The following is a 22,468-nucleotide window of genomic DNA, read 5'->3' as shown; positions in this document are numbered from 1 at the left end:
TAGGGTTGTCCCATGGGTTCCGGGGACCACGACCAGGAGCTTGCAGGTGATGCCAGCGCCGAGCGGGCCGTCGACAAGTTGGTCGCCGAGCAAGCCAGCGCCGTCGCGCGCGACGCCAGCATGGCCGCGCGTCGCGAGCCGGGGCCGCAGGCTGCCGAGCCGAGCCTGCCGCCGCCCGCCGACCTCACCGCGGCCGCGTTCTTCGACGTCGACAACACGCTCGTGCAGGGCTCGTCGCTGGTGCACTTCGGCCGCGGCCTGGCCGCACGCAAGTACTTCACCTACGGCGACATGGCCAAATTCATCTACGCGCAGGCCAAGTTCCAGCTGACCGGCCGGGAGAACAGCGACGATGTCGCCGAGGGCCGGCGCAAGGCGCTGGCGTTCATCGAGGGACGGTCGACCGCCGAGCTGATCGCGGTCGGCGAGGAAATCTACGACGAGATCATCGCCGACAAGATCTGGCCCGGCACCCGCGCACTGGCGCAGATGCACCTCGACGCCGGCCAGCAGGTGTGGCTGGTCACCGCCACACCGTTCGAGCTGGCCGACACGATCGCCCGCCGGCTGGGCTTCACCGGCGCGCTGGGCACGGTGGCGGAGTCGGAGAACGGGGTGTTCACCGGCCGCCTGGTGGGCGACATCCTGCACGGCGTCGGCAAGGCCCACGCGGTACGGCAGCTGGCTGTTCGCGAAGGGCTGAACCTCAAGCGCTGCACCGCCTATTCCGACAGCTACAACGATGTGCCCATGCTGTCACTGGTCGGCACGGCGGTCGCGATCAACCCGGACGCCGACCTGCGCGAGCTGGCCCGCGAGCGCGGCTGGGAGATCCGCGACTTCCGCACCGCGCGCAAGGCGGCGCGCATCGGGGTGCCGTCGGCGCTGGCGCTGGGCGCGGTCGGCGGCGCGCTCGCCGCCGCCGTGTCGAGGCGGCACGAGCGCTGACCGGCCGGCTGAGCCCCACAGCCGCTGCATAGGCCGCTGATAGGCTCCCCGGGTGTCAATCGCCAGCGACATCATTGGAACCCACTATCGCTATCCGGACTATTACCTGGTCGGCCGGGAGAAAATCCGCGAGTACGCCAAGGCGATCCAGTCCGACGATCCGCTGCACTTCAGCGAGGAAGCGGCCAAGGCCGCGGGCTACCCCGATGTGGTGGCGCCGCTGACGTTCATCGCGATCCCGGGACGCCAGGTGCAGCTCGACATCTTCCGCAACTTCGATGTCGGCATCAATATCGCCCGCGTCATTCACCGCGATCAGAAGATCCAATTTCACCGCCGGATCGTGGCGGGCGACAAATTGTTCTTCGATTCCTGGCTGGATTCGGTTGTCGAATCGCACGGCACCGTCATCAGTGAATTGCGCAGTGAAGTCACCGACGAAGAAGGCAAACCGGTGATGACCACCGTCGTGACAATGATCGGCGAAGCCGGCGGCGACGAGGAAACCAACGCTCAGGTCGCGGCCATCGCCGCCGCGGCGATGGGCAGGCAAAGCTAGCGCTGATCCACCAGCGCTGTGCGCAGACCAGGGCGGGTCAGCCCAGGAACATGTTGCGACGCTTGGTCAGCAACTGATACAGCGTCTGCTGGATGGTCTCGCGGACCTGGTCGGTCAGATCGAAGGTGATCATCGGGTCATCGGCCGCAGCCTCGTCGTAGCTCGCGGTCTCGATCGGCTTGCCGAATGCGATGTGCCACTTCGACGGAAGCGGGATCAGCCCGGCCGGGCCGGCGAGCGGGAACAGCGGCGTGATCGGGAAGTACGGCAGGCCCAGAATCCGCGCCAGCAGCTTGACGTCGGCGATCATCGGATAGATCTCTTCGGATCCGACGATCGAGCACGGAATGATCGGCGCCTTGGTCCGCAGCGCCGCGGAAACAAACCCGCCGCGGCCGAAGCGCTGCAGCTTGTAGCGGTCCCGGAAGGGCTTGCCCAAGCCCTTGTATCCCTCGGGGAAAACGGCCGTCAGTTCGCCACCGGCAAGCAGGCGATGGGCGTCGGTGGTGCAGGCCATCGTGTGTCCGGCCTTGCGCGCGATCGGTCCGAGCATCGGCATATCGAAGACCTTGTCGGCGGCCAGCAACCGGGCGTCCCGGTTCAACGGGTGATGGTCGTGCACGGCCACCGACAACATCAGCCCGTCGAACGGCAACGTGCCCGCATGATTGGCGACGATCAGGCCGGCGCCCTTCTTCGGCAGATTCTCGATGCCGCTGACCTCGACCCGGAACCAATTCTGGAAAAGCACGCGCAGCAAAGGCAATACGATGGCGTTGTTGAACATCGGGTCGAACCCGAATTCATCGACCGAATAATCGCCGGAAAATCGCTTGGTGACGTAATCGGCGACCGCCGAAATACGTTGTGCCAGTTCATTAGGCGCGTCCTCGGAACGGCCGATCCCACTGGCACCGCGGCGCGCGTCGATTTCTCGGACGACGGCGGCGATCTCCTCCGCCGAGGCGCGGGTACCGGGGTCGGACAGCAGGGAGGGATGTCGGCGCGCGGCTTCGGCACGCTGCGCGGCACGCCGGGCGGCCGCCACACGACTCGTATTCGAGTGCAGCGGAATCACTTTGGCTTTTGATTCACCCGCCACCGGTTACCTCTTCCCCGCCATCGACCTGTTAGCCGCCCCATCGCTGCGCAACGGCGACCGCGCGACTCTCCACAGATCGTACCCATTTCGGATCAATGATCGGGGTCAATCCTCGGCCGCGCACGTAGTCGTCGAAGGCCTCCATCGTCGTCCATTTCGGCGTAAACCCCAACTCGGAGCGCATTCTGGTGGTGTCCATGACGCGGCTGTAATTTAACCAGTCCATCTGGTCACGGTTGAGGTCGGAAGTCCGGCCCGCCCGTCGCAACGAATACAGTGCCCAAACCGCGGAATTCGGCAATGGAATCGCAACGCGCCCGGAACGCCGGATTGCTTGCGACATCATGATCACGCCGTCGGCGCCGATGTTGAAGGTGCCCGATTTGCCCGCCATCGTGGCCCGCTCCAGCGCCCCGAGCGCATCCTGCTCGTGCAGCAGCTGCAGCCGCGCATCATGGCCGAGCATGGTGGTCACCAGCGGGCCGGCCAGATACCGCGAGAGCGCGGTGTCCATGCCGGGGCCGATCATGTTGGCCAGGCGCAGGATCGTGACGGCGATGTCGGGCCTGCGCCGGCCCAGTCCGCGCGCGTAGCCCTCGATGTCGATGCTGTCGCGGGCGAAGCCCTCGGCGGGTGGACGGCGGCTGCTGCTGTCCTCGGTGAAGGCCACCGGATCGTGCGGATGGGAGCCGTAGACCTCGGAGGTCGACTTGAGGATCACCCGTCGCACCGACGGCGCCTTCTGACAGGCCGCGAACAACTGCATCGCGCCCATGACGTTGATTTCCTTCAACGTCGCGCGGCCACCCGAGCGCGGGGCGTAGGACGCCGCGGCGGCGTGCACCACCGTGTCGACTTCGCCGTTGCGAATCACCTTGGCGATGAACGGATTTCGGATGTCGGCGCGCACGAACTCGGCGCGGCCCATCCGGCGCAGCAAATCCTTGCTAGGTGCGACGGCGTCCACCGCGATGACCTTGTTGATCAACGGGTTCTGCGCCAGGCGCGCGGTGAGGTATCCGCCCAGGAACCGGCAGGCACCGGTGACCAGCACGACCTTCGGGTAATGCGGGGTTTCGTTGTCGATACCGCCGGAAGACATCAGAACAGCCTATCGGCCCAGCCCAGCGCCGGCACGGCTCGACGAGGGCCGAGCCGGCCGGGTGCGACGACTACTTACCGAGTTTTCTGCGCTGGACCCGGGTACGACGCAGCAGCTTGCGGTGCTTCTTCTTCGACATGCGCTTACGCCGCTTCTTGATGACTGAACCCATGAAAATCCGCTACCTAAATCCTCGCAGTGCCTGCACCAGAGCAGGCTTCTTGTGTCCCGGACACCTTACCTAAGCAGGCATGCGGAACGGAAAACGACCGGTTGCCGACGGGCTGGTTACCCGGCGTCGAAGTACGACGTCTCCAACAGGTCGTGGACGGCCTTGGCATGTACCCGGAACGACCGGCCCACGCGCACCGCGGGCAGCTCGCCGTTGTGCACCAGGCGGTAGACCGTCATCTTGCTGACACGCATCAGCGCAGCGACTTCGGCGACGGTGAGAAATTGAGCCCGAGCGGCGGGCGGGCTGTCGGCGCCGCCGGCATCACGCGCCGATTTTCCAGCCGAATCCCGCGCCGATGGCCCGTTCATAGACGTCATCGCAACCCAATCCGTCAGGCACGGGCAGTTCCAGCGGCTTCCCCACCGCTGGCACCCAGCCGTGCATACACGAGGAGAATAGCGTGGCGGATGGGGTTACTGCGACGGGTGTGGGTCAATCCATCAGAAATTTCTTGAACTACTCTGATGTAATTCCTAGCTGCTCAGAGCGGGTTTTTGCGGCGTCGACGGCGGCCGCGATGGCCGACCGCAATCCGCCGTCTTCGAGTTCCCGCAGGCCAGCGGCAGTGGTACCGCCCGGGGAGGTGACCATCGCCCGTAGCCGCGCCGGAGAGGTATCGAGGCCGACGTCTTCGCCAGCCGCGCGCAGGCTGTCCAGTCGTTCGAGCAGCATTGCCGCGGATCCGGCCATGGTCTGCACGGCGAGGTCGGTCGCGACCGCCCTGCCGAGCCCGTTGGCGACCGCCGCGTCGACGAGTGCTTCGACGAACAGGAAGAAGTACGCGGGCCCCGATCCGGAGACCGCCGTGACGGCGTCCAGCTGGCTCTCCGGGACGGTCAACACGTCACCGACGCACCGGAACACCGCCGCGACGTCAGCGAGCTGCTCAGCGGTGGCGAACCGCCCCGCGGCCATGGCGCTCACGCCGGCACCGACCAGCGCCGGCGTATTGGGCATCACCCGGACCACCGGCGAACCGGCGGGCAGCCGCGATTCGTAGAAGCCGATCGTCACGCCGGCGGCGACGGTCACGAAAACCTGCTCGACGGTGTCGCTCTCGGCCTGGGCGGCGGCCTCGGCGATCTCCGCGACAACACTCTCGGCATCACCCGGCTTGACCGCGACGATCACGAAGGCGGCGGTCTCCACCGCCTCGGACACCGAGGCGAGCTGAACCGAGTACTTCTCACCCAGGTATTGGGCGCGCTCGGGCATCCGCTCGGAGACCACGAGGTCCTTGACTTGCCTGCCCGCCCGAAGCAGCCCCGCAAGGATCGCCTCGCCCATGCTGCCGCCGCCGATGATCGCGATTCTGGCCATGGGCAGACCCTATCGGCCGACCGATGCGTGCCGCCCGCGGCACGAGGAGGAGGCCGACGAATTGGACCTGAGTCGGGCCGACACGCTTACGCGATTTCGGCGCGCTTTCGTGCGCACAGCGCCATGTGGTGTCTCGGGACATCGCTGACACTTATGTCTCGGAACATCGCTGACATTCATGATGTCGGTTTGGGTTCGCGGGTGCGGTAGGTCCGGGTGGTTTTGTCGCTGCGCTGGTAGTTGCGAGTGGGGTCGGCGGTGAAGGATCGGACCAGGGCCGTGCCGCTGAGGATGGTGATGTGCTCGCCGTCGCGGATGACGTCGCAGTCGTGGCCGGCCCAGCGCAGTCCGACGTTGACTTTGTAGGGCGCGACGAAGATGTATCCCGAGGTTTCGCCAACCGTGTGGCGGCTGACCATAACTGGGGCCGGTACCGGTCGGTCAGCGGGCCGGGCCTTGGCGGTGGCGTGGAATACTTCGGCGGGGGTGGCGCCTCGGTGGGCGCGGTGGGGCCGCTGGTGGTTGTAGAAGCTGCGGAACTGCTCGAGCAGGGCGTTGAGCTCGTCGAGGGTGGCGGCGGGGTCGCGGGCGGTGAGCCATTTCTTCAACGTCTTCCAGGACCGTTCGATCTTGCCGCAGGTCTGCGGGTGAAATGGCGCCGAATTGATGGTCCGCACGCCCAGTGCCCGCAGGTTGGTCTCAAACGCCGATTCATAGGCGCGGAACCGTCCGGTGTAGACAAGTCCGTTGTCTGACAACGACATCGACGGAATCCCGCATTCGTCGATGCCGGCCAGGATCACCTCCCAGACCAGCGCGGCGTCGGCATCACCAGCGCAGGCACGCAACCCCACCATGTAGCGGGAGTGATCATCGAGACTGCCCGCGATACCCACCGCAGCGCCATCGGCCAGCGCCCAACCGGTCCAATCGGACTGCCAGCACTCGTTGGGCCGATCAAAGACGAACCGCTTGGTCGCCGACTTCGGACGTTTCTGCGGCTGCGGGGTGATCGCCCCGCGGCGGGTCAGGACCTGCCACACCGTCGATACCGACGGCACCGCGGCACCGTCGCGCTGCAGCGACCACACGATCGACTGGGCGCCGTGATCGAGGCCCTGCTCAATCAACTGCTTGCGCCGCAACACGATCAGTTCCTCGATCTCGACCGGAGTCTGACCCGGACACCTCAACGGACGCCGCGAGAGCTCCTGCAGCCCCGCGATACCGTCCTCGCGGAATCGTCGGCGGTACTTGTAGAACGTCTGCCTACTGATACCGCTATCGCGGCAAAACTGCGCCACGTTCTCGATCTGCCCGGCCAATGCTGCAGCCATGCGAATGTCCATCGCCGTCACCTTCTGGGCCATGAACCATGCTGGTCCCAGCCACTACCCAGGTGTCAGCGATGTCCCGAGACATACAACTGTCAGCGATGTCCCCGAACAGAACAGTGCGCACAGCGCCGGTTTGCGCGCCGAAGTTATTGGGCGGGCACCAAGGCCAGCTGGCGGGTCTGCACGATGATGCGCCCGGCGCTGTCGACGACGGTGTGGTCCTCGTCGAACCAGTCCTGGCCGATCTGGGCCGTCGTGCAGGCCACCCGCAGCCAGCCGTCGTCGGGCATACCGCGCAGATAGGCCGTCATCTGGACCGTCGGCGCCCAGCCGCGGCGGCCCACCGCGTAGCAGGCGGGCACCGAGATGTCGCCGCACATCAGGGCGAACAGCACGTCGACCGGACCGTCGTTGGGGCGCACCCAGATCTTGTAGACCGGTGCGCCGGATTCGGTGCGGGTCTCGTCGAGGTCGGGACGGATGTCGCAGCCGCGGGCCAGGTTGTTGATCGCCGCCGCGGGATGACCGGGTCCGATCGGCTCGATGTGGGCAGGCGGTTCGACGCTCATCAGTGGCGTCACCGGATTGGCCGACAGCAGGGGCTCGACGTGGTGCTCGGGATCGCCGAGGGTGACGACGGTCCGCACGCAGGTGCGCTCGCCCTGGGTCAGGGCGACGTCGACCAGACCGATCCGGCGGCCCCGCTTCTGCACGGTGGTGATCAGCCGCACCGAACCCGGATCGGGGGCGGACAGGAAGTCCGCCGACACCGCCACCGGCTCGAAGCCCTCCTGCCCGTAGGCCGCGCGAGCGGCGTTGGCGCACAGCGCCAGCATCACACCGCCGTGGATCTTCGGCCCAATTGTCCAGTGCTCGTTGAGGTTTGCCTCAAAGCCATCCTCGACAGGGGTCAACGTCATCGCGTCGGCGAACCGGGGGTACATCAATGCCTCTCTCACACAACACTTTCGCGCGCTGCGGCAGTCACCGCAGCAGATGGGTGCGCGCGAATTGCAGTGACTCGACCAGTAGCGCCTCACGCTCGGCCTTGGTGCGCGCACCCGAGGTGGTGACCTCCAGGATCACATGCCTGGTGAAGTCGCTTGCAGCCAGCATCTGGCACACCTCGACCGTCGGCTGCGTTCCCCGTCCGGGCACCAGGTGTTCGTCGGTCGAGGCGCCGTTGCCGTCGCACAGGTGCAGGTGCACCAGGCCGTCGCCCATCCGCCCGGCCATCTCCAGGGCATCGGTGCCTGCGGTCGCGGTGTGCGACAGGTCCAGCGTGTAGTGCGCGTGGTTGCCGTCCAGCGGATCGTAGGACGGTGCGAACGCTGAAATACCAACGCCGGGGCGGCCGCCGCGCTTACGCATCCGCTCGATGGACGGATCGCCGGAGCCGAAGAATCGGTCGGCCCGGAACGGGAACATGTTCTCCACCGCGACCAGAACGTCACTGCGGCTTTCCAACTCGGCCACCTGCTCGCTGAACCCGTCGGCGTAGCGGCGCTGCCACCGAAACGGCGGATGCACCACGACGGTCTGCGCGCCGAGCCGTTCGGCGGCCTGCACGCTGCGGGTCAGCTTCGGAATCGGATTGGCGCCCCACACCCGCTGCGAGATCAGCAGGCACGGTGCGTGCACCGACAGCACCGGCATGTTGTAGCGCCGGGACAGTTTGGCGATGGCGCCGATATCCTGGCTGACGGTCTCCGCCCACACCATGAGTTCGACTCCGTCGTAACCCAATTCGGCGGCGTACTCGAAAGCCGCCTCGGTCCTCAACGGATAGACCGAGGCCGTCGAGAGACCGACCTTGATGGCTGGGCGCACTGACGAATCAGGTCGATTGCAGCAGCGCCAGCGGTCCGAGCGTCACCAGCGCGCCGACCGCCACGGCGATCAGCGTGCTGGCGATGTCCTCGGTCTTGCGGACGATTCGGACGGCCACCACCAGACCGAGGATGACCAACACCGAGAGCACGAGCGCGACGATGTTGTTCCACCGCCACAGCTGGTCGAACGCGATGAACAACCCGGCGCCGAACAAGACAGCCAGGATCGACTGACCCGCCACCAGCAGGCCGCGCCAGAGCGCGGTGAGCTTGCCTTCGCGCGGATAGTCCTCGGCTTCGGTGTCGGTGGCCACGGCGTCGTCGTGCTCGTCGACTGCCACGCCGCGGCGGGCGAGGTCGTCGGCCACGGTCTGGCCGCTGAACAGCGTGCCACCGGAGGACCGCAGGTAGGACTGCAGCTCGGCGGCTTCGTCGACCTGCTCATCGGGGCCCAGATCCAGTACGGGCGCCGATTCGTCGACCGGGTCGAAGGCCATCTGCTCGGCGTCGGAATCCACGTCGTCGGCGTCGGACTTGGGCTCAGGTCGGCGCAGCGGACGTGGGTCATAGCTGCGTTCCGGGCTCACCTCACGACGCGGAATCGGGCTGTCCGAGCGCGGGGGCGGTCCGTCGAACGGCCGCGCAGGAGTCTCGTCCTCCTGGGCTTCCTCCTGCTCGTCCTCGATCACCTCCGTCGCGGCGGCCGAGCCGTTGGTGGCGGCGGGGGGCTCCGGCGGCGCGGCAGGCGGCTCGTCGGCCACCGGTTCCTCCGCGACCTCGACGTCACGGACGACCGGGATCTCTCCGGTGCGGATGATCGGGATCTCGCCGGTCAATTCGGCGACAGTCACCGCGTCGCTGTTGCCCCGTCGACGGCGGCGACGCCCCCCGACCGGCGGTGAGCCGATCGTTCCATTCTTGGCGAGCAGCTCGGCCACCGAAATCGGCCGGCTGTTCTCGCTGTCATCTGGTGCTGTCATCGTGTGCCTCTCGATCGGGCGGCAGTCGACCGATCAAAATTCTTGCTTCCAGCATCCCCCACGGCGGTCTCCACCAGGGCAGTTCCGTCAGCTTCACTATCGAGTCGGCGCAGGATGAGACCCTCGCGCAGCGCCCACGGACATATGTCTACGGATTCCAATGACAGTGCTCGCATGCTTGCCTCCGCCACCAGAGCACCGGCCACGATCTGTGGCGCCCGCTCGGCACTGACTCCCTCCAACTCGGCACGATCTGTCGTGGTCATCCTAGAGATGAAAGATATGAGTTGCCTCAGGCCGTTGGCGGTCAGCGTTCGCTTGACCCTAGGCCCGGCACCCGATGGGGCGGCGCCGGTCAGCCGCGCGAGCGATCGAAAGGTCTTCGACGTCGCCACCGCGAGGTCGGGCACGCCGGCCTCCAGGACGAAGGCACTGGCCTCGGCCAGCTCGTTGTCCAGCCAGTCGCGCAGCATCGCGACCCGGCGCCGGCCCGGCGGGTCGTCGGGAAGCCATTCGCGGGTGAGCCGCCCGGCACCCAGCGGCAGCGACAGCGCCACCTCGGGCGCCTCGTCCACACCGTTGGACAGCTCCAGTGAGCCGCCGCCGATGTCGAGGTTGATGATCCGGCCCGCGCTCCAGCCGTACCAGCGGCGCACCGCCAGGAAGGTCAGCCGGGACTCATTCGAACCGGATAACACCTGCAGGTTCACTCCGGTTTCGGCGAGCACGCGCGCCAGGACGTCCTCGGAGTTCTTGGCGTCCCGCACGGCCGAGGTGGCGAATGCCATCAAGTCGGCGCAGCCGGAGCTCGTCGCGATCTTGGCGAATTCGTCGATGGTGTCGATCAGCTTGTCCGCACCGCGGCGGGTCAGCTTGCCGGAGTCATCGATTGCTTCGGCAAGCCGCAGGGCGGCCTTGGTGGAGCTCATCGGAGTCGGATGCCCGCCGCGGTGGGCATCGACCACCAGCAGATGAACAGTGTTGCTGCCCACGTCGAGCACGCCTAATCGCACGTGAACAAAACTAGCCTGCGACACCTGCGCGGCACCGGCGACATGGGGCAAATGCCCACCGCGAAGGTGACGGGCACTTGCACTACGGTTGGGCGCTGTGACGCATGCGCACCCTGGCGAGGTTGACCTCGACTTCCCCCGCGAGTGGGTGGAGTTCTACGACCCGGACAATCCAGAGCATCTGATTGCCGCGGATTTGACTTGGCTGCTGTCCAATTGGACATGCGTGTTCGGCACGCCGGCCTGCAAGGGCACGGTCGCCGGCCGTCCGGACGACGGGTGCTGTTCACACGGGGCGTTCCTGTCCGACGACGACGACCGCGCCAATCTCGACGACGCCGTCAAGCAGTTGACCGACGAGGATTGGCAGTTCCGGGACAAGGGGCTGGGCCGCAAGGGCTACCTCGAGATGGACGAGTTCGACGACAAACCCAGTCTGAGGACCCGCAAGTACAAGGGCGCCTGCATTTTCCTCAACCGGCCTGGCTTCCCGACCGGCATCGGCTGCGCCCTGCACACCAAGGCCCTCAAGCTCGGGGTCGAGCCGCTGACGATGAAGCCCGAGGTGTGTTGGCAGCTGCCCATCCGGCGCGTCCAGGAATGGGTCACCCGGCCGGACGGTTCGGAGATCCTGAAATCCACGATCACCGAATACGACCGCCGCGGCTGGGGGGAGGGCGGTGCCGATCTGCACTGGTACTGCACCGGCGATCCCGCCGCCCACGTCGGGGCCAAGCAGGTGTGGCAGTCCTACGCCCCAGAACTCACCGAGCTGCTCGGCGAGAAGGCGTACTCGGAATTGGCGGCGATGTGCCGGCGGCGGGCGGGTTTCCCGCTGATCGCCATTCACCCGGCCACCCGCGCCGCGCAGTAACGCGGCGACGGCCCTAGCTCGCGCTCGGCCTCTGCCACATCGCTAGTTTGCTAAATCTGCACCACTCTGCATAAGAATTGTGACGGACTCATCTGCCGCAGTGGTTGCGCTCTGCCCTAACCAGAGTTACGGTGCAGTCAATAGCAGTTCGGTGACTACGAGGGCAGATTTCGCTGTGTTGGCTGAACAGTCCGATAACCGGATCTCAGTGAGTAGCAGCTGCGACAAAAATCTTCGCCAAAACTCCACCTCTGCGTTATTTGACGAGAACAGCATCCCCCCGCTCTGGCAGGAGACTCGGGAGTCCCGGCGCGAGACCCGGCATTTCCGGCACTCCAAGCGGTTGATCTTGAGCGATGCCGCAATTATTTGCCTCGCCCTGGCCGTCGCGACGGTCGTCCTGTTCGCCCACCAGCCGGCCGCGCTACTGACCTACTCCGTCGGCTCGGCCGCACTGGCTGCGCTCTGGATGACTGCGCTGGGGCTCAATGGCTACCGGACACGCCGCATCGTCGGCCGGGACGTCGGCGAGTACATGAGCGTCGTGCTCGCCACGCTGCAGCTGTTCGGCCTGATCGCGATCGCGCCCTGCTGCTGCACGTTGATGTGTCACGGACGTACCTGGCGATCGTCTTCCCGGCCGGGCTGCTCGGACTTCTCGCGGGCCGCATGTACTGGCGGCGGGTGGCGGCGGCCGAACTCGCCCGTGCCGAGCACCAGATCTCCGTGCTCGTGGTGGGCAGCTCGAGGACCGCCGCCGAGGTGGCCGCCACGTTCGTACGAGACCCCGGCGCCGGTTACCGGGTCGTCGGAATCTGCACTCCTGAGGGACCGACCGCCCACGACAGCGGGCTCGACGTCGACGGCCTCCACATCCCGATCGTGGGCATCGACCAGGCGATCGCCGACGCCGTCCGGCGCACCCATGCCCATACCGTCGCACTGGCCGCCACCGACCATCTGCACCCTACCGAGATCCGCCGATTGATCTGGGAGCTCGACTCTTTGGGCGTCGATCTGATGATCGCTCCCGGTTTGGTCGACGTCGCCGAGGACCGGTTGTACAGCCGGCCCGTCGCGGGCATGGCCATGTTCGAAGTGGCCAAGCAGCAATACGACGGGGCCAACTCGGCGGCCAAGCGAGTGTTCGATATCGTCTTCACGATCGCCGCGATGATCGTCGTCGCCCCGGTTTTCTTCCTCACCGCGCTCGCGGTGCGCCTGTCCAGCCCCGGGCCGGTGTTCTACGTGTCCGAACGCATCGGTCTCAAGGGCACCACGTTCAAGATGCTGAAGTTCCGCAGCATGGTCGACGGCGCCGACGCGGGAGCGCCCGCGATGATCGCGGCCCAGGGAAGTGATCCGCTGTTCTGGAAGGACAAGAACGACCCGCGAATCACGCAGGTGGGCAAGATCATTCGCAAGTACAGCATCGACGAGCTGCCGCAGTTCATCAACGTGCTGCGTGGCGATATGAGCGTGGTCGGTCCGCGCCCGCAGGTGCGCCGTGAAGTCGACTCCTACGACGATCTGGTCCGCAGGCGGCTGACGGTGAAGCCGGGGCTGACCGGCCTGTGGCAGGTCAGTGGCCGCTCGGATCTGGCCCTTGAGGACGCGGTGCGACTGGACCTCAGCTACATCGAGAACTGGTCACCCATCCGGGATCTGATGATCATCGCCAAGACGATCAAGACCGTTCTGAGCGGCGACGGCGCCTACTGAGTTGCGCCGTCGCCCGGCTTCCCGCGTCAGCCCTCCAGCTTGTAACCCAGGCCGCGCACCGTGACCAGATGCACGGGGTTGGCCGGATCCGCTTCGATCTTCGAGCGCAGGCGCTTGACGTGGACGTCGAGGGTCTTAGTGTCGCCCACATAGTCGGCACCCCACACCCGGTCGATGAGCTGACCGCGGGTGAGGACCCGTCCACTGTTGCGCATCAGATACTCGAGCAGGTCGAACTCCTTGAGCGGCAAGGTGATCGGCTCGCCACCAACGGTTACGACGTGTCGTTCGACATCCATCCGCACCGGGCCGGCCTCCAGGATGGCATCGCCGATGCCGGAGTCCTCGGTGTCGGTGCCGCGACGCAGCACGGCCCGGATGCGGGCGATCAGTTCGCGAGCCGAGTACGGCTTGGTCACGTAGTCGTCGGCGCCGAGCTCCAGGCCGACGACCTTGTCGATCTCGCTGTCACGCGCGGTCACCATGATCACCGGAACGCTGGAACGGGCCCGCAACTGCTTACACACGTCGGTGCCGGTCATTCCGGGCAGCATCAGATCGAGCAGCACGATGTCGGCTCCCGATCGGTCGAATTCGGCCAGCGCCGACGGGCCGTCGCCGACCACGGTGGCCTCGAACCCCTCCTTGCGCAGCAGGAAGGCCAGCGGATCGGCCAGGGACTCTTCATCTTCCACGATCAACACGTTGGTCATTGGCGTAGTGCCTCCTCGTCAATGGCCGATTGGTCGGCCGGTTCGTCGTCATCGGTATGTGGGTAGGCGGGAATGGACAGGGTGAACGTCGAGCCGGTACCCGGCTGACTCCACAGCCGGATGCTGCCGTTGTGATTGGCGGCCACGTGTTTGACGATGGCCAGCCCCAGGCCGGTGCCGCCGGTGGCACGCGAGCGTGCCTTGTCGACCCGGAAGAACCGTTCGAACACCCGCTCCTGATCGGCGCGGGCGATGCCGATACCCCGGTCGGTGACCGCGATTTCGATGTTGTCACCGCGCCGTCGGCGGCTGATCGAGACCTTCGACCCGTTGGGCGAGTAGGCGATCGCATTGGAGATGAGGTTGGCCAGCGCGGTGACCAACAACGATTGATCGCCCAGCACGCGGAACCCGCTGGGGGCGTCGGTGGTGACGGTGATATCGGCGTTGTCGGCCGCTACCTTGTGACGTGAAATGGCTTCGCTGACAACGGAATCGACGTCGACGCCGTCCAGGTCGGGAAGCGGCTCTGCGCCCTGCAGGCGGGACAGCTCGATCAGCTCGCGCACCATGTTGGCCAGCCGCTGGGATTCGGTGAGAATCTTCTTGCCGAAGTGGTGCACGGTCTCCGCGTCGTCGGCCGACTCCAGCAGCGCTTCGGCCAGCACGCCCATCGCGGCGACCGGTGTCTTGAGTTCGTGGCTGACATTGGCCACGAAGTCGCGCCGGCTGGCCTCCATGCGGGCCTGCTCGGATTGGTCGTCGACGTAGACGACGACGAAGCGAGGGTCCTGCTTGCTCAGCAGCCGCACGTGACCCCGCACCGAGAGCCCGGACCGGCCGGCCGCCGCGCGCTGCGGCTGGGACAGGTCAACCTCGACGCCCTCGCCGGTGGCCAGCACCCGTTGCGCGGCCGTCCAGGCCCGCTCGTCGAGTTGGCGGTCACGCACGATGCCCAGTTCGGTGGCGCGGTCGTTGATGAACACGACGTCGCGATGGGAGTCGACGACCACCATCCCGATCGGGGCCAGTGACACGACGTGCTGCAGCATCTGCGACACGGTGATCCCGGCTTCGGTGATCGCGCGGCGCTGCTTGCGCTCCAGGATCCGTGGGGTGAGCGCGGCCCCGATTCCGAGTCCGCAAGCAAGCGCTACCAGCGCCGCGACGGTGGCCAGTACTGCCACCGAGCCAACACTCACAGGAAAAGGGTACGCATCCGGTGAACGTCATCCCAGCAGCGTGCGGCCAATTCGGGACACGTCACACTCTCAGCGCGCATGTATTCCGCCGCCGTTTACCCTGCGTTTGCCGAATCCAGGGCAATCAACCCGATTTACTTGGCGCCCTGGCTGGCCACGGCGGCAGCGCCGGCGGCGGCGGCCTCCGGGTCCAGGTAGGTGCCGCCGGGCACCCGCGGCTTCAGATCGGCGTCCAGGTCGTAGCGCAGCGGGATGCCGGTGGGGATGTTCAGGCCCACGACATCGGCGTCGGACATGTTGTCCAGGTACTTCACCAGCGCCCGCAGCGAGTTGCCATGCGCGACCATCAGTACGGTCTTGCCTGCTTGCAGATCCGGGACGATGGTCTGCTCGAAGTAGGGGACGAAGCGGGCGACCACGTCGGCCAGGCACTCGGTGAGCGGGCCGCCGTCGATGTCTGCGTAGCGCGGGTCGGCGTCCTGGCTGTACTTACTGCCCCGCTCGATCGGCGGCGGCGGCGTGTCGTAGCTGCGCCGCCACAGCATGAACTGCTCTTCGCCGTACTTCTCTTTGGTTTCGGCCTTGTCCAGGCCCTGCAGCGCGCCGTAGTGCCGCTCGTTGAGCCGCCAGTTGCGGGTCACCGGGATCCACAGGCGATCAGCCGCGTCGAGCGCCAGGTGCGCGGTGGTGATCGCGCGGCGCAGCAGCGAGGTGTACAGCACGTCGGGCAGCAGGCCCTGCTCGGCCATCAACTTGCCGCCGCGGACCGCCTCAGCGCGGCCCTTGTCCGTCAGGTCGACGTCCACCCAGCCGGTGAAGAGGTTCAGCGCGTTCCATTCGCTCTCGCCGTGCCGCAACAGGATCAGTGTGGAGTCAGCCATGCCGGAATCCTCTCACGGCGGCGATCAGTGGGGGCGGCCGTTCCCGCCCACGTCATCGTCGTCGATGAGGTGCTCGAATGCTTGCAGGTTCTTCAGCGATTCACCGCGCGACACCCGCCACGCCCACTCCTTCTGGATGGACGATTTGAAGCCGAGTTCCAGCAGGGTGTTGAAGTCGGTGTCGACGGCCTCGAGCACCTGGCCCAGGACGCGATCGAGCTCGTCGGCGTTCACCGAATCCAGCGCCATCCGCCCGATCAGGTAGATGTCGCCGACGTTGTCCAGCGTGTACGCCACGCCGTACAGCCGACGGTTGCGTTTGAGCAGGAAACGGTAGACGCCCTCGTGGTTTTCGTCGGGCTGGCGGCAGACGAACGCTTCGACGCGCACCGAATGCTCACCGATGCTCAGCAGGGTGTTGGTCTTGAGCTTGCGCTCCCCCGGCAGCTCGACGATCACTCCCGGCAGTCCGCCGTGGGCGCCTTCGTGGCGGCTGTAGACCAGCCCGTGCTCGTCCAGGGCGTTCTCGATGACCCGTTGGACGTCCGCGGGGCTCATAACCGCACTCCTCGCCGCATCGTCCAGCGCCGGCCGTTGCGGCGGGCCAGCGCGTCACCGGCCGCGTGCCTGCGCCGAGCACTGGCGTAGTCGGTGATCGCCTGGCCGTAGCTGTCCAGCAACCCGTCGACGGTGCCGGCCCAGGAGAAGCGCTGCGCATGTGTGACGGCGGCGCGGCTCAGCTCGTCGGGGTCGCGGGCCAGCAGCCCGTCGATCGCGTCGGCCCACCGACCGGGCTCGTGGCCGTCGACCAGGGCACCGCTGACACCGTCGGCCACCGCCACCGGCAACCCGCCGACCGCGGCGGCCACCACCGGCGTCCCGCAGGCCTGCGCCTCGACCGCGACCAGACCGAAGGACTCCGAATAGCTGGGCACGGCGACGAGGTCGGCGGCCCGGTACACGTTGACCAGCTGCTCGCGCGACTGCGGTGGGAGGAACGTCACGCGGTCTGCCATACCCAGTTCGGCGGCAAGACCCACCAGTGCATCGGGCGCCGCCAGTCCACTGCCCGACGGGCCGCCCGCGATCAGCACCCGCACGCCGGGCAGCCGCGCGGCCGCACGCAAGAGCACATCGGGTGCCTTCAGCGGTTGGATACGCCCGATGAAGGCGACGACGCGCTCGCCGTCGGCAACGCCGAGGGCGGCCCGTGCGGCGCGCCGGTCGCCGGGGGTGAAGGTCTCCAGGTCGACACCCGGGTACACCACGTCGATGCGGCGCGGGTCGGCGTTGTGCAGCGAAATGAGTTGTTGCGCTTCATCTTCGGTGTTCACGACCAGCCGATCGGCTTCGTCCACCACCTGTTGCTCACCCACGGAACGCAGCGGCGGTTCCGGTGCGTCACCGTCGGCCAGCGCGGCGTTCTTGACCGCGGCGAGCGTGTGGGCGGTGTGCACCAGCGGCACCGCCCAGCGGTCGCGGGCCAGCCAGCCGACTTGACCGGAAAGCCAGTAGTGCGAATGCACGATGTCGTAGTAGCCCGGCTCATGGGTGGCCTCGGCGCGCAGCACCCCGGCGGTGAACGCACACAGTTGGGTGGGCAGGTCGTACTTGTCGAGTCCCTCGAACGGCCCGGCCACCACGTTGCGGACCAGAACCCCGGGCGCCACCCGGACCAGCGGCTCGTCCGAGGACGACGTCGCCCGGGTGAAGATCTCCACCTCCACCCCGCGCCGGGCCATGTGCAGCGCGGTCTGGAGCACGTAGACGTTCATTCCGCCGGCGTCACCGGTCCCGGGCTGAGCCAACGGGGAGGTGTGCACGGACAACACCGCGACGCGACGCGGCATCCCATCGATCGAACTGTCGGTCAGTTCCCGGGCGTGCCGCACGCTTCCATCTTTACACCGCGGCGTCGCGGCGGTTCTGGGCCCGCCTCAGTGCGCCGATGGGGTCGGCGTACAGACCGCCCAGCGAGACGATGCCGGCGCCGGCTTCCTGCACCCGATTCCCGAACGCGGTGACCCGGATATCGCGGGCCGGTAGCACCGATCGCTCGGCGAAGGCGGCCTCGACCAGCTGCATGCCCTCGGGGTACTCGCTGAACGCCTGGCCGCCGACCACCAGGTCGTCGGGGTTGAGCATGTCGCGCAGCAGCGCCACCGCACCGCCGAGCACACGGGCCCGCTCGGCCAGTAGTTCCTGAGCTCCGATCGCGGCGGGTGTATCGCCCTGACGGGCGGTACGCAGCAGCGTCGCCATCGAGGCGCCGGGGCCCGAGGCGGGCACGATCCCGAGCTTGCGGGCGGCGGCCAGCACCGCCTCATCGCTGACCGTCGACTCCAATTGGCCACTGCCACCGAGCAATTCGGAGACCACCGGCAGCGCGGCGATGGTGCCCGGGCCGCTGATCGGGCTGTGCACCCGCCCACCGATCACCAAGGCGAAGCCGACGGTCTCACGGGCGTAGACGTACAGGCTGCTCGACGCCGGCGCGGGCGGACGACGCAGACCCAGCAGGACCTCGGCACCGGCCATCGCGTCCACGTGGGACGCCACCGAGACCGGCAGTCCGAGCGCCTCGGCGAACACCGGGCCGACCGGGGCCTGCGTCCAGCTCAGCCGGCTGTGGTCGACGTGGCCGGTGCCGCTGTCGACCACGCCACCGATCGCGACGCCGATCCACAGTGGGCGGCGGCGGTGCCAGCGGCTCAGGTAGCGACGGGCGCTGCCGGCCAGCGAGGCCAGGGCGGCGGCCTGCCCGCCGCGGGGCGTCGGGGTCTCGACCGCGTCGAGGGTGCGACCGAGCAGATCGGTCGCGACGATGTTCGTGGTGCGCGCACCGATGTGGATGCCGAGGGTCAGGAACGGCTCGTGGTTGACCTCCACCGGAACGCGCGGGCGGCCGATGGCGCCCGATACGGCCAGGTCGGCGCGTTCACGCAGGATGCCGGCGTCCAGCAGGGCGGTGACCTGCCGGTTCACCGTGGCAATCGACAGGTTGGTGACCTGAGCGATTACATCGCGGCCGATGGCGCCGCGCTGGCGGACCGCCGCGAAGACCGACGCGGCAGCGGCATCGGGGATGCGCAGCGACGGGGCCACGATGTGGTGCCGGGTCCGCAGGGGGTGCGGGCGGGCGGCGACACGTCCCGCGTCATGGGCGGCGACGCGGGCCGCGTCATTGCCGGAGGTACGGAGCGAATCGTGCGAAGAAAGGGCGACGGTGCGCATTGGGGGTGTCCTTCTCGAGTCGTCAATGGGGGCCTATGCCACACCTGGCGACGTGAGCGGGACGAGAAGAAAGGAGTCCGTCGGGTCAGGCGCAGCGAATCGCGTGACAACAACACGCGGTGTGCGCGACCAGACAGCTGGTCAGACCGAAACGGATCACGGGGAGAAAGTAGCACAGTTACTAGAGTTGGAGCGATGACCACTCCAGACGCCCACTCGCGCGTAGCGGTAGTCACCGGCGCCAGCTCCGGTATCGGTGAAGCGACTGCTAAAGCCCTTGGCTCCCTTGGCTTTCACGTCTTCGCAGTAGCGCGGCGGGCAGATCGCATCCAGCGGCTGGCCGACGAGATCGGTGGCACCGCGGTTGTGGCCGACGTCACAGACGACGATGCCGTGGCCGCCCTGGCCGCCGGGTTGCCGCGGGTGGATGTGCTGGTCAACAACGCCGGCGGCGCCAAAGGACTGGAACCGATCGCCGAGGCGAACCTCGACAACTGGCGGTGGATGTGGGAGACCAACGTCCTGGGCACCCTTCGGGTGACCCGGGCATTGTTGCCCAAGCTCGTCGAATCCGGTGACGGACTGATCGTCACGGTCACCTCGATCGCCGCGCTGGAGGTCTACGACAACGGCGGCGGGTACACCGCGGCCAAGCATGCCCAGGGCGCGCTGCACCGGACCCTGCGCGGCGAGTTACTCGGAAAACCGGTGCGGCTCACTGAGATTGCGCCCGGCGCGGTGGAGACGGAGTTTTCCCTGGTGCGCTTCGGCGGCGATGAACAGCGCGCCGACGCGGTCTACTCGGGGATCACGCCACTGGTGGCCGCCGACGTCGCCGAGGTGATCGGCTTCGTCGCGTCGCGCCCGTCGCACGTCAACCTGGACCAGATCGTGCTCCGGCCCCGCGATCAGGCCAGCGCCAGCCGGTTCAACCGCCGGTCGTAGCCGACCGCGACGTCGTTGGCGTCGTCGTCGTGGGCGTGCCGGACAGGGTCGGCGCATCGGTTGGAGTGGCCGGCGCGCTGCTCGGGATGCTGGTCTCGGGCTTCTGATCCGACAACGCGGACATCGACTTCCACTCGTTCCAGTCCACCGCCCAGTCCCAGATGTCGCCGTCGGCGTAGGACAGCTGGATCGACGTGCCGGTCACCTCGACCGGGTCGCCATACATGGCGGTGCCGAAGTACTGCTCGGCGTCACCGGTGGACAGGTTGATGCAGCCGTTGGTGACGTTGGTGTTGCCCTGTGCGCCAGAACTTGCCGGGTTGGCGTGGATGAACTCGCCGTTGTTGGAGATCCGAACCGCCCAGCGCTCATGGACGTTGCTGTAGCCGGCGGCCTGGTTCGTCATGTAGAAGTCGGCGTACTTCTCGCTGACGACGTGGATGCCGCTGCGGGTCACGTTGCGGGGCTTGTCGGCTTCGCCGTAGCTGCACGGGAAATCCATGGTGACGCCCTCGTCGGTGATCACCTGGATGCGGTGCGACGTCGCGTCGGCCTTGACCACCTGCCTACGCCCGATCTCGAAGTCCAGCGTCGAATCGGAGGCGCCGAAGGAGTCGTCGCCGAATTTCACGCCGTAGAGCTTGGCATCGACATGAACCTTGGTGCCGGGCTGGTAATACTCCTTGGTCCGCCAGTGCACTCGTGAGCCGCCCACCTCGTCGGGCAGCCACGCCCAACTGCCCTCGTTCGGTGGCGCGGTGGTGACCGTCAGTGCCTTCTCGACGTCGGCTTTGTGCTCGTCGTCGATCGCGGCGTCGAACTGCAGGATGATCGGCGCCGCGACGCCGACGGTCTGCCCGTCGGACAGCTGGAACTGGCCGTTGACCTGCTTCGTGGGGTTGATCGTGGTGAACGCCGCGGCGATCGGCAGAGCCTGCCCGTCGCCCCCGACCGCCGAGCCGGTCCACGTGTAGGACGCGCCGTAGCCCAGCGGCTCGGTCACTGTGAACGCGGTGCGATCGCGATTGAGCGCACCGGCGACCGGCTTGCCCTCGGCGTTGGTCAGGGCGACGTGTTGCAGCCAGCCGTCTTTGACCTCCAACTTCACCGGGGTCGTGGGCAGCACATCCTTGGCGTCGTTGGCGGGGGTGAAGGTCAGCGAGGCCTTGGGCGGGGGTGCCTGCTTCGCGGCCTGTTTGCCGGGCCCGTTCACGCAGGCCGCCAGCGCGCTGGGCGCGGCCACGCCGACGACCAGCGCTGCCAAGGCGCGTCGCCGGTTGATCGGCGGCAGGTCGGTTGGGCTCACGTCAATCCAAGATACGGAACCCAGCCGCCCGGCTGCCAATCGACGGAGTGTGGGCTTCGCCCTACCCCGTCCCGGTCACAGGCCGAAGAGCGCCAGGAACGCCGGTGCGGCACCGCCGAACTTGGTTCCCGCGAAGTTAATAGCGCCGGCGTCCAGCTTGACCGTGACACCGGACTGCGTGGTGCTGTATTCATCCCAGGTCACCACCAGCGACCGCGGCGGGGAGAAGAACCCGCCGACTGGAATGTGCGCCACGATGGCCGGCCCCGTTCCGCCGGTGGAAATCGGCAAGTCGAGCGTGCTGGTCCCGAACAGCAGGGCGTTCGCCAACTTCGGCGCGGCCGCGGCCCAGGCGATGAACGCTCCGGCTATGTTCCCGCTGCGCGCCGCGGACACGAAGGTGTTCAGGCTGTCGGCCGCGCTGAGCCCGGCGCCGACGAAGGCACCGGCGGCGCTGGCGACGAACGCCACTGCCGGGGGCACCTCGAGCGTTCCGCTGTTCAGCTCCGTCTCGCTGATGGTCGGCGGCCCGGCATTGAACAGCTGGGTCCCACCGATGGAGAACTTGGCACCGCCGAGCGGCGTCTTGGCGGACACATCAACCGTTACGTCGCCACTGTTGCCCGGATCCGGAACGGTCACGTTCGCCACGAATGAGATGGGACCGAACGGCGTGTTGATGGTCTGGTTGATCGGCGGAAGAGACGCGTTGGCGGTGGCGGTCTTGCCGCTGGCGGCAGCCGGCTTGGCGCTGGCCGAGGGCTTCGAGGTGGCGGCGGCGCTCACCGGGCTGCTCGTGACCTTCGCGACCGTCCGAGCCGAGGTGGCGACCGTGCGCTTGGGGCCGGCGTCAGACTTGGACGACGAGCTCGACGACGACGCACCCGACCCCGAATGACCGGTGTCGGCCTGCGCGACGGCGGTCGCTCCGGCCAGGGCCGCTCCCACGCCCAGGGTCAGGGCGCCCGCGCCCAGCCAAGTCTTGATCTCCAGTGAACGGTTGCGGTCGCGCTTCACAGTTTTGGTGCTGACAGTGGCCATTTGACATCCCCCGTAGATGGTCTAAGCAAACCCGTAACCGGGCTGACAGCGACCATTCTCCCCATTTTTCGTCGCGCGGGTTAATTATTGGGATATTCGTCGATCCGAGCCGCGATCACGCT

General features: G+C 67.3%; 23 protein-coding genes. 5 read left to right on the top strand and 18 right to left on the bottom strand.

The features are described from left to right. Positions 1-12: 12 nt before the first annotated feature. Positions 13-948, top strand: a complete 936-nt coding sequence (locus tag K0O64_RS03705) for an HAD family hydrolase (RefSeq protein WP_220046044.1) — start codon at positions 13-15, stop codon at positions 946-948. Between the two features lie 52 nt (positions 949-1,000). Further along, complete coding sequence (locus tag K0O64_RS03700; protein ID WP_071947710.1) at positions 1,001-1,507, top strand: FAS1-like dehydratase domain-containing protein; 507 nt, start codon at positions 1,001-1,003, stop codon at positions 1,505-1,507. Between the two features lie 37 nt (positions 1,508-1,544). Here K0O64_RS03700 and K0O64_RS03695 read toward each other — a convergent pair whose 3' ends face one another. The 10 genes from K0O64_RS03695 to K0O64_RS03650 all read right to left on the bottom strand — a co-directional run bounded on the left by K0O64_RS03695 (position 1,545) and on the right by K0O64_RS03650 (position 10,428). Next, the gene (locus K0O64_RS03695) at positions 1,545-2,609 is read right to left on the bottom strand and encodes a lysophospholipid acyltransferase family protein (RefSeq protein ID WP_220046043.1); all 1,065 of its coding nucleotides are present in this window, start codon (positions 2,607-2,609) and stop codon (positions 1,545-1,547) included. Between the two features lie 28 nt (positions 2,610-2,637). Beyond that, entirely contained in the window at positions 2,638-3,711 is a 1,074-nt protein-coding gene (locus K0O64_RS03690) for an SDR family oxidoreductase (RefSeq protein WP_220046042.1), read from the bottom strand. A gap of 70 nt (positions 3,712-3,781) precedes the next feature. Continuing rightward, positions 3,782-3,883 carry a 30S ribosomal protein bS22 gene (locus tag K0O64_RS03685; RefSeq protein WP_003402602.1) on the bottom strand — a complete coding sequence of 34 codons (102 nt, stop codon included), beginning with the start codon at positions 3,881-3,883 and terminating at the stop codon, positions 3,782-3,784. A gap of 116 nt (positions 3,884-3,999) precedes the next feature. Next, a complete protein-coding gene (locus K0O64_RS03680) occupies positions 4,000-4,263 on the bottom strand; it encodes a helix-turn-helix domain-containing protein (RefSeq protein ID WP_036422530.1) in 264 nt (87 codons plus the stop codon). Between the two features lie 139 nt (positions 4,264-4,402). Then, positions 4,403-5,266, bottom strand: a complete 864-nt coding sequence (gene proC, locus K0O64_RS03675) for a pyrroline-5-carboxylate reductase (RefSeq protein WP_096309878.1) — start codon at positions 5,264-5,266, stop codon at positions 4,403-4,405. Positions 5,267-5,442: 176 nt separating this feature from the next. Continuing rightward, on the bottom strand, positions 5,443-6,636 hold the full coding sequence (locus K0O64_RS03670) for an integrase core domain-containing protein (protein WP_071942352.1): 1,194 nt from the start codon (positions 6,634-6,636) through the stop codon (positions 5,443-5,445). Positions 6,637-6,749: 113 nt separating this feature from the next. Then, on the bottom strand, positions 6,750-7,547 hold the full coding sequence (locus tag K0O64_RS03665; RefSeq protein WP_220046041.1) for a thioesterase family protein: 798 nt from the start codon (positions 7,545-7,547) through the stop codon (positions 6,750-6,752). Positions 7,548-7,587: 40 nt separating this feature from the next. Beyond that, positions 7,588-8,433, bottom strand: coding sequence for a sugar phosphate isomerase/epimerase family protein (locus K0O64_RS03660; protein ID WP_220046040.1), 846 nt, complete (start codon positions 8,431-8,433; stop codon positions 7,588-7,590). Positions 8,434-8,440: 7 nt separating this feature from the next. Further along, positions 8,441-9,415: an Rv0497 family membrane protein gene (locus K0O64_RS03655; protein WP_220046039.1), complete on the bottom strand. Its 975-nt coding sequence runs from the start codon at positions 9,413-9,415 to the stop codon at positions 8,441-8,443. Beyond that, positions 9,412-10,428, bottom strand: coding sequence for a Ppx/GppA family phosphatase (locus tag K0O64_RS03650; protein WP_071947717.1), 1,017 nt, complete (start codon positions 10,426-10,428; stop codon positions 9,412-9,414). Before K0O64_RS03650 ends, K0O64_RS03655 begins: the two co-directional genes overlap by 4 nt. A 97-nt stretch (positions 10,429-10,525) precedes the next feature. Between K0O64_RS03650 and K0O64_RS03645 the strand changes: the two genes are divergently transcribed. Then, entirely contained in the window at positions 10,526-11,302 is a 777-nt protein-coding gene (locus K0O64_RS03645; RefSeq protein ID WP_220046038.1) for a DUF3109 family protein, read from the top strand. A gap of 606 nt (positions 11,303-11,908) precedes the next feature. Further along, on the top strand, positions 11,909-13,024 hold the full coding sequence (locus tag K0O64_RS03640; protein WP_230986016.1) for a sugar transferase: 1,116 nt from the start codon (positions 11,909-11,911) through the stop codon (positions 13,022-13,024). 26 nt (positions 13,025-13,050) lie between these two features. On the opposite strand, the gene K0O64_RS03635 is transcribed toward K0O64_RS03640, so the two are convergent. From K0O64_RS03635 to K0O64_RS03610, 6 genes are all read right to left on the bottom strand, one after another. Beyond that, the gene (locus K0O64_RS03635; protein WP_096309876.1) at positions 13,051-13,737 is read right to left on the bottom strand and encodes a winged helix-turn-helix domain-containing protein; all 687 of its coding nucleotides are present in this window, start codon (positions 13,735-13,737) and stop codon (positions 13,051-13,053) included. Then, complete coding sequence (locus K0O64_RS03630) at positions 13,734-14,939, bottom strand: sensor histidine kinase (protein ID WP_096309875.1); 1,206 nt, start codon at positions 14,937-14,939, stop codon at positions 13,734-13,736. Before K0O64_RS03630 ends, K0O64_RS03635 begins: the two co-directional genes overlap by 4 nt. Before the next feature lie 134 nt (positions 14,940-15,073). After that, positions 15,074-15,820: a phosphoglyceromutase gene (locus K0O64_RS03625; RefSeq protein ID WP_096309874.1), complete on the bottom strand. Its 747-nt coding sequence runs from the start codon at positions 15,818-15,820 to the stop codon at positions 15,074-15,076. Positions 15,821-15,844: 24 nt separating this feature from the next. Beyond that, entirely contained in the window at positions 15,845-16,378 is a 534-nt protein-coding gene (locus K0O64_RS03620) for a type III secretion system chaperone family protein (RefSeq protein ID WP_096309873.1), read from the bottom strand. Further along, the gene (gene mshA / locus K0O64_RS03615; RefSeq protein WP_096312675.1) at positions 16,375-17,670 is read right to left on the bottom strand and encodes a D-inositol-3-phosphate glycosyltransferase; all 1,296 of its coding nucleotides are present in this window, start codon (positions 17,668-17,670) and stop codon (positions 16,375-16,377) included. The genes K0O64_RS03620 and mshA overlap by 4 nt, the downstream gene beginning before the upstream one ends. Before the next feature lie 52 nt (positions 17,671-17,722). Beyond that, positions 17,723-19,054, bottom strand: coding sequence for an ROK family protein (locus K0O64_RS03610; RefSeq protein ID WP_096309872.1), 1,332 nt, complete (start codon positions 19,052-19,054; stop codon positions 17,723-17,725). Positions 19,055-19,249: 195 nt separating this feature from the next. On the opposite strand from K0O64_RS03610, the gene K0O64_RS03605 reads away from it, so the two are divergent. Then, positions 19,250-19,999: an SDR family NAD(P)-dependent oxidoreductase gene (locus tag K0O64_RS03605; RefSeq protein WP_220046037.1), complete on the top strand. Its 750-nt coding sequence runs from the start codon at positions 19,250-19,252 to the stop codon at positions 19,997-19,999. Here K0O64_RS03605 and K0O64_RS03600 read toward each other — a convergent pair. Both K0O64_RS03600 and K0O64_RS03595 read right to left on the bottom strand, forming a co-directional pair. Continuing rightward, positions 19,983-21,305, bottom strand: coding sequence for a L,D-transpeptidase (locus K0O64_RS03600; RefSeq protein ID WP_071947726.1), 1,323 nt, complete (start codon positions 21,303-21,305; stop codon positions 19,983-19,985). The genes K0O64_RS03605 and K0O64_RS03600 overlap by 17 nt on opposite strands. A 75-nt stretch (positions 21,306-21,380) precedes the next feature. Beyond that, positions 21,381-22,346, bottom strand: a complete 966-nt coding sequence (locus K0O64_RS03595; protein WP_071947727.1) for a hypothetical protein — start codon at positions 22,344-22,346, stop codon at positions 21,381-21,383. Positions 22,347-22,468: the final 122 nt, after the last annotated feature.

Origin of the sequence: Mycolicibacterium pallens, from assembly GCF_019456675.1 — a bacterium.
Classification (GTDB): Bacteria; Actinomycetota; Actinomycetes; order Mycobacteriales; family Mycobacteriaceae; genus Mycobacterium; species Mycobacterium crocinum.
Note: the sequence above shows the minus strand (reverse complement) of the source record. Positions and strands in the feature narration are given on the sequence as shown.

Bases quoted from the DNA above. Each gene is read 5' to 3' on its own strand.
- K0O64_RS03705 (WP_220046044.1), top strand. From the start codon at position 13: ATGGGTTCCGGGGACCACGACCAGGAGCTTGCAGGTGATGCCAGCGCC.
- K0O64_RS03690 (WP_220046042.1), bottom strand. From the start codon at position 3,711: ATGTCTTCCGGCGGTATCGACAACGAAACCCCGCATTACCCGAAGGTC.
- K0O64_RS03685 (WP_003402602.1), bottom strand. From the start codon at position 3,883: ATGGGTTCAGTCATCAAGAAGCGGCGTAAGCGCATGTCGAAGAAGAAG.
- K0O64_RS03680 (WP_036422530.1), bottom strand. From the start codon at position 4,263: ATGACGTCTATGAACGGGCCATCGGCGCGGGATTCGGCTGGAAAATCG.
- proC (WP_096309878.1), bottom strand. From the start codon at position 5,266: ATGGCCAGAATCGCGATCATCGGCGGCGGCAGCATGGGCGAGGCGATC.
- K0O64_RS03670 (WP_071942352.1), bottom strand. From the start codon at position 6,636: ATGGCCCAGAAGGTGACGGCGATGGACATTCGCATGGCTGCAGCATTG.
- K0O64_RS03665 (WP_220046041.1), bottom strand. From the start codon at position 7,547: ATGTACCCCCGGTTCGCCGACGCGATGACGTTGACCCCTGTCGAGGAT.
- K0O64_RS03655 (WP_220046039.1), bottom strand. From the start codon at position 9,415: ATGACAGCACCAGATGACAGCGAGAACAGCCGGCCGATTTCGGTGGCC.
- K0O64_RS03635 (WP_096309876.1), bottom strand. From the start codon at position 13,737: ATGACCAACGTGTTGATCGTGGAAGATGAAGAGTCCCTGGCCGATCCG.
- K0O64_RS03625 (WP_096309874.1), bottom strand. From the start codon at position 15,820: ATGGCTGACTCCACACTGATCCTGTTGCGGCACGGCGAGAGCGAATGG.
- K0O64_RS03620 (WP_096309873.1), bottom strand. From the start codon at position 16,378: ATGAGCCCCGCGGACGTCCAACGGGTCATCGAGAACGCCCTGGACGAG.
- mshA (WP_096312675.1), bottom strand. From the start codon at position 17,670: ATGCCGCGTCGCGTCGCGGTGTTGTCCGTGCACACCTCCCCGTTGGCT.
- K0O64_RS03610 (WP_096309872.1), bottom strand. From the start codon at position 19,054: ATGCGCACCGTCGCCCTTTCTTCGCACGATTCGCTCCGTACCTCCGGC.
- K0O64_RS03605 (WP_220046037.1), top strand. From the start codon at position 19,250: ATGACCACTCCAGACGCCCACTCGCGCGTAGCGGTAGTCACCGGCGCC.
- K0O64_RS03595 (WP_071947727.1), bottom strand. From the start codon at position 22,346: ATGGCCACTGTCAGCACCAAAACTGTGAAGCGCGACCGCAACCGTTCA.